The sequence below is a fragment of the Mycolicibacterium houstonense genome, from assembly GCF_900078665.2.
Taxonomy (GTDB): domain Bacteria; phylum Actinomycetota; class Actinomycetes; order Mycobacteriales; family Mycobacteriaceae; genus Mycobacterium; species Mycobacterium houstonense.
Genome location: NZ_LT546207.1, coordinates 3,176,000 through 3,184,418, shown reverse-complemented (window position 1 = coordinate 3,184,418; position 8,419 = coordinate 3,176,000). Strand labels below are relative to the sequence as shown.

Sequence of the window (8,419 nt, the reverse complement as noted above, 5' to 3'; positions counted from 1 at the left end):
CCCGCCGCTCCGAGGGCGATCAAGAGCCAGGAGATGCTGCGCAGCAGCGCGATGCGGCGCCCTGTGGCCACCCACCGTCGCACGGCCACCGCCAGCACCACGAGCACGGCGAGGACGACGAGCACGCGCAGGGCCGCGAAGAAGAAGATCCCGATGGTGGTCACGGCGTAATCGGCCGAGGTGTAGCCGAGGGTCGCCGGGTCGACCCCGAAGTACTGCAACCGGTTCCGGATGAACAGCAGACCGAAGAAGTAGCACAGCCCGGTGATCAGCGACGTCGGCGCCACGACGAGGGCCGCCAGGCTCAGCCACCGCTCGGCGGAGTGGGTGAGCGACTTCGATTCGTCGCTCACGAGGGCGGCGCCGGCGACGCGGTCGTGGTGGGCGGGGTGACCGTGGTGGTGGTCAGTGTCGTGGTCGTCGGCGGAACCGTGAGCGTCGTCGTCGTGGAGGTCGTCGTGGTGGTGTAACCACCCGTGCCGAGCGCGGTGGTCGTCGGGTCGGAGAACGTGGTGGCCGGACCCGACTTGGTCGTCGTGGTCGTCGGTAGGGACACGCTGGCCTGGGTCGGCACCTTTGGCGTCGTCTCGGTGTGCTCGTCCTGACCGCCACAGGCGACAGCCAATATCGCGCACGCGGCGACCGCCGCGAGTCCCGCAGCCCGCCCAAGCGTTGTCGCTCCTGGGTTCATTACGCCTCCCACCAGTGTCTTTTCGATGGTGGCAAACCCGGTGAGAGTGCGCGCGAGTACCTGACTACCCGATTCTCGGACGCTCTCGGTCACCGCCCGGCATACCACTCAATTGCCCGCGGCGTGCCGGAATGAGGCAGCAAAGTGTCGCGATCTGCGGTCGATTCTTTACAAGGTGACAACCTGTTGCGCGAGCCTGGGCTGGCAGCATGGCAGGCCGTACACCAACTTCCGCAAAGGGGTGAACGCCGTGTCCCGTACGCTTTTCGACAGCCAGCCACCACTGGAAATCGTTGCGCGACAGGAGATACGCGATGTCGCCGCGCCCCGTCCGGCGATTCCGGTCTACCGCTCGCCACGCAATCTGCCGCCACCGGCCCTCGATGAGTGGAGCTGGCAGCAGCGCGGCCGCTGCCGGGACCATCCGTCAGAGGTGTTCTTCCCGGACGAGGTGCGGGGGCGTCCGTTGCGCAGGCGGGAGGACGCGGCCAAGGCGATCTGCCGGGAATGCCCGGTGTTGGAGCGGTGTCGCACGCATGCACTCTCCGCACCCGAGCCCTACGGCATCTGGGGCGCGATGACGGCCAGGGAACGCGCCATCGAACTCAGCGGACTCAGCGGCGAAGGCTAGGCACGCAGCACCTCAAGTCGGCGAATCGCCTCGTCCATGGTGTCGTCGCGCTTGCAGAATGCGAAGCGCACCAAGTGATTCCACAGATCGGCATGCGGAGCTTCTGGATCGCAGAACGCCGACATCGGGATCGCCGCCACCCCGGCCTTGTGCGGCAACTCGGCGCAGAACTGCGTGCTGTCGGAATAGCCCAGCGGCCGCGGGTCGGCGCACAGGAAATATGTGCCGCGGCTGTCATGCACCTCGAAGCCGATGTCGGCGAGCGCATTGCCAAGCCTGTCCCGCTTGGCCTCGAATGACTGGCGCAGGTCGGCCACCCAGCCGTCCTCGTGGTTGAGGGCGTGGGCCACCGCGGGCTGGAACGGGCTGCCGCCCACGTAGGTGAGGTATTGCTTGGCGGCGCGCACCCCGGCGATCAGATCGGCAGGCCCGCACGCCCAGCCGATCTTCCAGCCGGTGACGTTGAACATCTTGGCCGCGCTGGAGATGGTCACGGTCCGTTCCGCCATGCCCGGGTAGCCGGCCACCGGTCGGTGCTCGACACCGAACACCAGTTGCTCGTACACCTCGTCGCTGATCACCAGCAGGTCGTGTTCGACGGCCAGGGCCGCGATGGCACTCAGCTCGGCATCGGAGGCCACCGCGCCGGTCGGGTTGTGCGGCGAGTTCAGGATCAGCGCCCGGGTTCGTGGAGTGACCGCCCGGCGCAGTGCGTCGACGTCGATGGCGAACCCGGCCCCGGCCGCCACCAGCGGCACGGCCTTGCGCACACAGCCGGCCATCGCGATCACCGGGGAGTAGGAGTCGTAGAACGGCTCGATCACCAGAACTTCCGAGCCCGGCTCGACCAAGCCCAGGACCGCCGCGGCGATGGCCTCGGTCGCTCCGACGGTCACCAGCACCTCGGTGTCGGCGTCGTAGTCGATGCCATAGTGGCGTTTGCGCTGCGCGGCGATCGCCGTGCGCAGCTCGGGAATGCCGAGGCCGGGCGGGTATTGGTTGTCACCCTCCGCGATGGCATTCTGCGCCACCTTGAGCATCTCGGCCGGGCCGTCCTCGTCGGGGAAACCCTGTCCGAGGTTGACCGCGCCCAGCCGGCCGGCCAGCGCGGACATCTCGGCGAAGATGGTGACGGCGAAGGGCTGCAGCCGTTGAACGGTCATGAGCGTCGAGGGTAGGCGCGGATGCCCGCCGAGACTGCGGTGAGATCGCAAATTTCGGCGAATCCGCGCTCTGGACGCAGGCGCGGTGCGCTGGGCGCAGGCGCGGCGATCACACGGCGGGAATGATCCGGACGCCGATCGCGCTGAACAGCGGCGTGACCCAGAAACTGAACGCCGACGCCGCGCTGCTGCAGCCGATCCAGGTCGGCGACACCGCCGCCGCCAACCGTCTGTTCATGGCGCCGCTGACGCGTTCCCGCGCCGATGCCGACGGCACGCCGTCGCCGCTGGCCGCGCAGTACTACACGCAGCGCGCCGGGGCCGGCCTGATCATCAGTGAGGCCACCGCCGTCGCCGAGACCGCCAACGGCGCGTACATGAACACGCCCGGCCTCTACACCGACCGGCACCAGCACGGCTGGGCCGAGATCGCGGACTCGGTGCACGCCGCGGGCGGCAAGATGTTCGTCCAGTTGTGGCACGTCGGCCGCCTGGCACATCCCGAGATCAGTGGGTTCGAGTCCGTCGCACCGTCGGCGATCGCGGCCGACGTGGTCACCCACACGCCCACCGGCAAGAAGCCGCTGCAGACGCCGCGGGCCCTCGATACCGCCGAGATCCCGGCCATCGTCGAGCAGTTCCGCGCCGCCGCGCGCCGGGCGATCGACGCCGGCATGGACGGTGTCGAGATCCACGGAGCCAACGGCTATCTGCTGCACCAGTTCGCCTCCGATGTGGTCAACCAGCGCACCGATGCCTACGGCGGGTCGCCGGAGAACCGGGCCCGGCTGACCGCCGAGGTGGTCGAGGCCGTGGTGGACGAGATCGGCGCCGGCCGGGTCGGGCTGCGCATCTCGCCCGGGAACTCCGCCGGGGGCATGCGGGAGAACGACACGGTCAGCACCTATGAGGCGCTGCTGGATCGGATCGCCCCGCTGGGCCTGGCCTACCTGCACGTGCTCATCGACCCGGCCGAGCACACGTTCGGCGTCATCCGTGCGCTGTGGTCGGGCACGTTCGTGCTCAACACCGGCCGGGCCACCGGCACCGACTTCTCTCAGCTGGAGGGCTACGCCCAGTGGGGCGCGATCAGCGCGGCCGCGGTCGGGCGGGCGTACCTGGCCAACCCAGACCTGATCGACCGGCTGCTGTTGGGCGCGGAGCTCAACGAGCCCGACATGTCTACCTTCTATGCGCCAGGGCCGGTCGGCTACACCGACTATCCGACGCTGCTGGCGATCGAGGAGCCCCGCTCGGCGTAACTCTCGGCAGTTCTCGCGCACGCTGTGACTCTCGCGCAGCCGTGCGCACGTGCCGCTGCGTCGTTTTCCACCGAGGGGTCGCTGCGCCGCGCGTGGGGCAGCCCTGGCGTCGAAAGCGGCGATGCGGCGACCGTCGACTCGTAGGTGTATCCCGCGAAAGATGACGCTGAGCACAGGCCCAACCAACGGGTTGGGAGAGGCTGCTATTCTCCGGGCAGAGGACAGTCCACATCGGTGGGCTAACCCACAACCCAACCTCAACAGGACCTGGAGCTAAGACATGTCCGAAGAAGCCTTCATCTACGAGGCGATCCGCACGCCGCGCGGCAAGCAGCGCAACGGCGCCCTCAACGAGATCAAGCCGGTCAACCTGGTTGTCGGCCTGATCAACGAATTGCGGACCCGCTTCCCCAACCTCGACGAGACGCTGATCAGCGACGTCATCCTGGGTGTGGTGTCCCCGGTCGGTGACCAGGGTGGCGACATCGCCCGCACCGCGGGCCTGGTGGCCAAGCTGCCGGAGACCACCGGTGGTTTCCAGCTCAACCGCTTCTGCGCCTCGGGCCTGGAGGCCGTCAACCTGGCCGCCCAGAAGGTCCGTTCGGGCTGGGACGACCTGGTGCTGGCCGGCGGTGTCGAGTCGATGAGCCGCGTCCCGATGGGCTCCGACGGTGGCGCCTGGGCCTCTGACCCGGAGACCAACTACCGCATCGGCTTCGTCCCGCAGGGCATCGGCGCCGACCTGATCGCCACCATCGAGGGCTTCTCCCGCGAGGACGTCGACGCCTACGCGGCCCGCTCGCAGGAGCGCGCGGCGGCAGCCTGGTCCGGCGGCTACTTCGCCAAGTCGGTCGTTCCGGTCAAGGACCAGAACGGCCTGGTCGTCCTCGATCACGACGAGCACATGCGTCCCGGCACCACGGTGGCCGACCTGGGCAAGCTCAAGTCCGCGTTCGAGGGTCTGGGCGCGATGGGCGGCTTCGACGACGTGGCGCTGCAGAAGTACCACTACGTCGAGAAGATCAACCATGTCCACACCGGCGGCAACAGCTCGGGCATCGTCGACGGCGCGGGCTTGCTGCTGATCGGTACCGAGAAAGCCGGCCAGAGCCAGGGCCTGACCCCGCGGGCGCGCATCGTGGCCACCGCCACCAGCGGTGCCGACCCGGTCATCATGCTCACCGGCCCCACTCCGGCCACCCAGAAGGTGCTGGACCGCGCCGGCCTGACCGTCGATGACATCGACCTGTTCGAGCTCAACGAGGCCTTCGCCTCCGTGGTGCTGAAGTTCCAGAAGGACCTCAACATCCCCGACGAGAAGCTCAACGTCAACGGTGGCGCCATCGCGATGGGCCACCCGCTGGGCGCCACCGGCGCCATGATCACCGGAACCATGGTCGACGAGCTCGAGCGTCGCGGCGCTCGGCGTGCCCTGATCACGCTGTGCATCGGCGGCGGCATGGGCGTGGCCACCATCATCGAGCGCGTCTGAGAGGGCTGAAAACCAATGGCTGAGAACACCATTCAGTGGGACAAGGATGCCGACGGCATCGTCACCCTGACGTTGGACGACCCGACCGGTTCGGCCAACGTGATGAACGAGCACTACAAGGAATCCATGCACAATGCCGTGGAAAAACTTGTTGCTGAGCAGGATTCGATCACCGGTGTGGTGATCACCAGCGCGAAGAAGACGTTCTTCGCCGGTGGCGACCTCAAGGGCATGATGAACATCGGCCCGGACGACGCCGCCGAGGCGTTCGAGATGGTCGAGACCATCAAGGCCGACCTGCGCAAGCTGGAGACCCTGCCCAAGCCCGTCGTGGCCGCCATCAACGGCGCCGCGCTCGGCGGCGGCCTGGAGATCGCGCTGGCCACCAACCACCGCATCGCCGCCGACGTCAAGGGCAGCCAGATCGGTCTGCCCGAGGTCACCCTGGGTCTGCTGCCCGGTGGTGGCGGCGTGGCCCGCACCGTGCGCATGTTCGGCATCCAGAAGGCCTTCATGGAGGTCCTGAGCCAGGGCACCCGCTTCAACCCGGCCAAAGCCAAGGACACCGGTCTGGTTGACGAGCTGGTCGGCTCGGTCGAGGAGCTTGTTCCGGCGGCCAAGGCATGGATCAAGGCCAACCCCGAGGCCCACACCCAGCCGTGGGACGTCAAGGGCTACAAGATCCCCGGTGGCACCCCGTCCACCCCGGCGCTCGCCGCGGTCCTGCCGTCCTTCCCGGCGCTGCTGAAGAAGCAGCTCAAGGGCGCCCCGATGCCGGCACCGCGAGCGATCCTGGACGCCGCTGTCGAGGGTGCGCAGGTCGACTTCGACACCGCGAGCCGCATCGAGAGCCGTTACTTCGTCTCGCTGGTCACCGGCCAGACCGCCAAAAACATGATTCAGGCGTTCTTCCTGGACCTGCAGGCCATCAACGGCGGCGCTTCGCGGCCCGAGGGCATCGCCAAGCAGGAGATCAAGAAGATCGGCGTGCTGGGCGCGGGCATGATGGGCGCCGGCATCGCCTACGTGTCGGCCAAGGCCGGCTACGACGTCGTCCTCAAGGACGTCAGCATCGAAGCGGCCCAGAAGGGCAAGGCGTACTCGGAGGGCCTGGAGGCCAAGGCGCTCAAGCGCGGCAAGACCACCGAGGAGAAGTCGGCGGCGCTGCTGGCCCGGATCACCCCGACCGCCGATCCGCAGGATCTCAAGGGCGTCGACTTCGTGATCGAGGCCGTGTTCGAGAACCAGGAACTCAAGCACAAGGTGTTCCAGGAGATCGAGGACATCGTCGAGCCCAACGCGCTGCTCGGGTCGAACACCTCCACGCTGCCGATCACCGGTCTGGCGACCGGCGTGAAGCGCCAGGAGGACTTCATCGGTATCCACTTCTTCTCACCGGTCGACAAGATGCCGCTGGTGGAGATCATCAAGGGCGAGAAGACCTCTGACGAGGCGCTGGCCCGGGTGTTCGACTACACGCTGGCCATCAAGAAGACCCCGATCGTGGTCAACGACAGCCGTGGCTTCTTCACCAGCCGCGTGATCGGCACGTTCGTCAACGAGGCGCTGGCCATGCTCGGCGAGGGCGTGGAGCCCGCGTCGATCGAGCAGGCCGGTTCGCAGGCCGGTTACCCGGCGGCGCCGCTGCAGCTGAGCGATGAGCTCAACCTGGAGCTCATGCACAAGATCGCCGTGGCCACCAAGGAAGGCATCGAGGCTGCCGGTGGCACCCACGTGCCGCACCCGGCCGAGGCTGTCGTGGAGAAGATGATCGAGCTCGGCCGCCCGTCGCGTCTGAAGGGTGCCGGCTTCTACGAGTACGTCGACGGCAAGCGGACCCAGCTGTGGCCCGGCCTGCGCGAGACGTTCAACTCCGGGTCCTCGCAGCCGCCGCTGCAGGACATGATCGACCGCATGCTGTTCGCCGAGGCGCTGGAGACCCAGAAGTGCATCGACGAGGGCGTTCTCACCTCGACCGCTGACGCGAACATCGGCTCGATCATGGGTATCGGCTTCCCGCCGTACACCGGTGGTTCGGCGCAGTTCATCGTCGGCTACCAGGGCGAGCTCGGTGTCGGCAAGGAGGCCTTCGTGGCCCGGGCCAAGGAGCTGGCCGCCAAGTACGGCGACCGCTTCCTGCCGCCGGCCTCGCTGGAGAGCTAAGCGCTGAACGTCAAATGCCCCCGACCAGGTGTCGGGGGCATTTGCGTTTGTGGGCGTCGAGATTGCGCTCAGGGCTGTTGATTTCGAGATTTCACGACCCTGTACGCAATATCGACGTCAACCCGGGTTCGAATACACCCGGGTGGGGGAGATGAAGACCGCGGCGCGACGCTCCTCGCGCATGACGCGGTCGTAGGTGTCCCAGTCGTCATGGGTGCCGCCGGCAGCCTCGAAGACGGCGCGCAGCAGAAGCCGCAACCCCTCGGCGTCGGTGCCGGGGCTCGGATCGTCGGGGCCGATGATCTCGGTGGTGCCCTCGGCCGTCACCCACTGCCAGCCGGACCGGGCGACGGCGGTGGCCCGGGGATCGGTGCGCAGGTGCTGCAGTTTGCGGCTCCCGCCGATCGCGACGAGGGAGACGGCGGGCTCGCCGGTGCGTGGGTGTGCCATCACACCGGCGTTCACCACGGAGGACTGGATGCTGCCGTCGGCGCGCAGGGTGCTGAGCACGCAGAGGCCCTGGTCGCGGGACAGCATGTCGGCGAATGCGGAGATCTCGGTCACGGCAGCCACGTCAATCCGCCACGTCGAACGCGGCATGGACCTTCGTCGGTTTGACTCGCACCACGAGTTCCCCCGGCACCCCGTTGCGCCGGCCGAATTCCTCGGCACGCTCGGCGCCCATGTATCGGCCGCCGGTGCGGGTGGCGATGTCGAGCAGCTCGTCCGGATCCTCGCTGATGGTCGCGATGCCCTGGACTTGGACGAAGGCAAACGGCGGGTTGGTGTCGTCGACGCACATCACCACGCGTGGGTCGCGGGTCAGGGCCCGGCCCTTGGCGGTGTCCTTCCCGGTGTTGAACACGAGCGCCCCGTCATCCACCACGAACCACACGGGTGCGGCCAAGGGGCGGCCGTCGGCGGCAACCCAACCCAGCACCGCGGTGCGAGTGCCCTCGGATAGGAACGCGATCACTTTGTCGGTGAGTTCGCCCATGTGGCCACGGTACTGCCGCG

8 protein-coding genes and 1 pseudogene are annotated in these 8,419 nt (G+C 68.0%); 4 read left to right on the top strand and 5 right to left on the bottom strand.

All coding sequences use genetic code 11. The annotated features are described in order from the left end of the window. A pseudogene (locus BN4332_RS16115) lies at positions 1–353 on the bottom strand (hypothetical protein); the annotation flags it as partial. Beyond that, entirely contained in the window at positions 350–691 is a 342-nt protein-coding gene (locus BN4332_RS16110) for a hypothetical protein (protein ID WP_160110873.1), read from the bottom strand. The gene BN4332_RS16110 and the pseudogene BN4332_RS16115, both read right to left, overlap by 4 nt. A 250-nt stretch (positions 692–941) precedes the next feature. Here BN4332_RS16110 and BN4332_RS16105 point away from each other — a divergent pair, with 250 nt between their 5' ends. Further along, complete coding sequence (locus tag BN4332_RS16105; protein WP_308208390.1) at positions 942–1,322, top strand: WhiB family transcriptional regulator; 381 nt, start codon at positions 942–944, stop codon at positions 1,320–1,322. On the opposite strand, the gene BN4332_RS16100 is transcribed toward BN4332_RS16105, so the two are convergent. Continuing rightward, complete coding sequence (locus tag BN4332_RS16100; RefSeq protein WP_066899606.1) at positions 1,319–2,485, bottom strand: pyridoxal phosphate-dependent aminotransferase; 1,167 nt, start codon at positions 2,483–2,485, stop codon at positions 1,319–1,321. The two genes, BN4332_RS16105 and BN4332_RS16100, sit on opposite strands and share 4 nt — an antisense overlap. 122 nt (positions 2,486–2,607) lie before the next feature. Between BN4332_RS16100 and BN4332_RS16095 the strand changes: the two genes are divergently transcribed. From BN4332_RS16095 to BN4332_RS16085, 3 genes are all read left to right on the top strand, one after another. Next, a complete protein-coding gene (locus BN4332_RS16095) occupies positions 2,608–3,747 on the top strand; it encodes an alkene reductase (RefSeq protein ID WP_200820307.1) in 1,140 nt (379 codons plus the stop codon). A 280-nt stretch (positions 3,748–4,027) separates the two neighbouring features. Then, positions 4,028–5,239: an acetyl-CoA C-acetyltransferase gene (locus BN4332_RS16090; RefSeq protein WP_066899604.1), complete on the top strand. Its 1,212-nt coding sequence runs from the start codon at positions 4,028–4,030 to the stop codon at positions 5,237–5,239. Positions 5,240–5,254: 15 nt separating this feature from the next. Then, the gene (locus BN4332_RS16085; RefSeq protein ID WP_066899602.1) at positions 5,255–7,402 is read left to right on the top strand and encodes a 3-hydroxyacyl-CoA dehydrogenase NAD-binding domain-containing protein; all 2,148 of its coding nucleotides are present in this window, start codon (positions 5,255–5,257) and stop codon (positions 7,400–7,402) included. A gap of 117 nt (positions 7,403–7,519) precedes the next feature. On the opposite strand, the gene BN4332_RS16080 is transcribed toward BN4332_RS16085, so the two are convergent. Both BN4332_RS16080 and BN4332_RS16075 read right to left on the bottom strand, forming a co-directional pair. Beyond that, positions 7,520–7,966 (bottom strand): TIGR03618 family F420-dependent PPOX class oxidoreductase, encoded by a 447-nt coding sequence (locus tag BN4332_RS16080; RefSeq protein WP_066899612.1) that lies wholly within the window; start codon positions 7,964–7,966, stop codon positions 7,520–7,522. 10 nt (positions 7,967–7,976) lie between these two features. Continuing rightward, complete coding sequence (locus tag BN4332_RS16075) at positions 7,977–8,399, bottom strand: PPOX class F420-dependent oxidoreductase (protein WP_066899599.1); 423 nt, start codon at positions 8,397–8,399, stop codon at positions 7,977–7,979. Positions 8,400–8,419 lie beyond the last annotated feature (20 nt).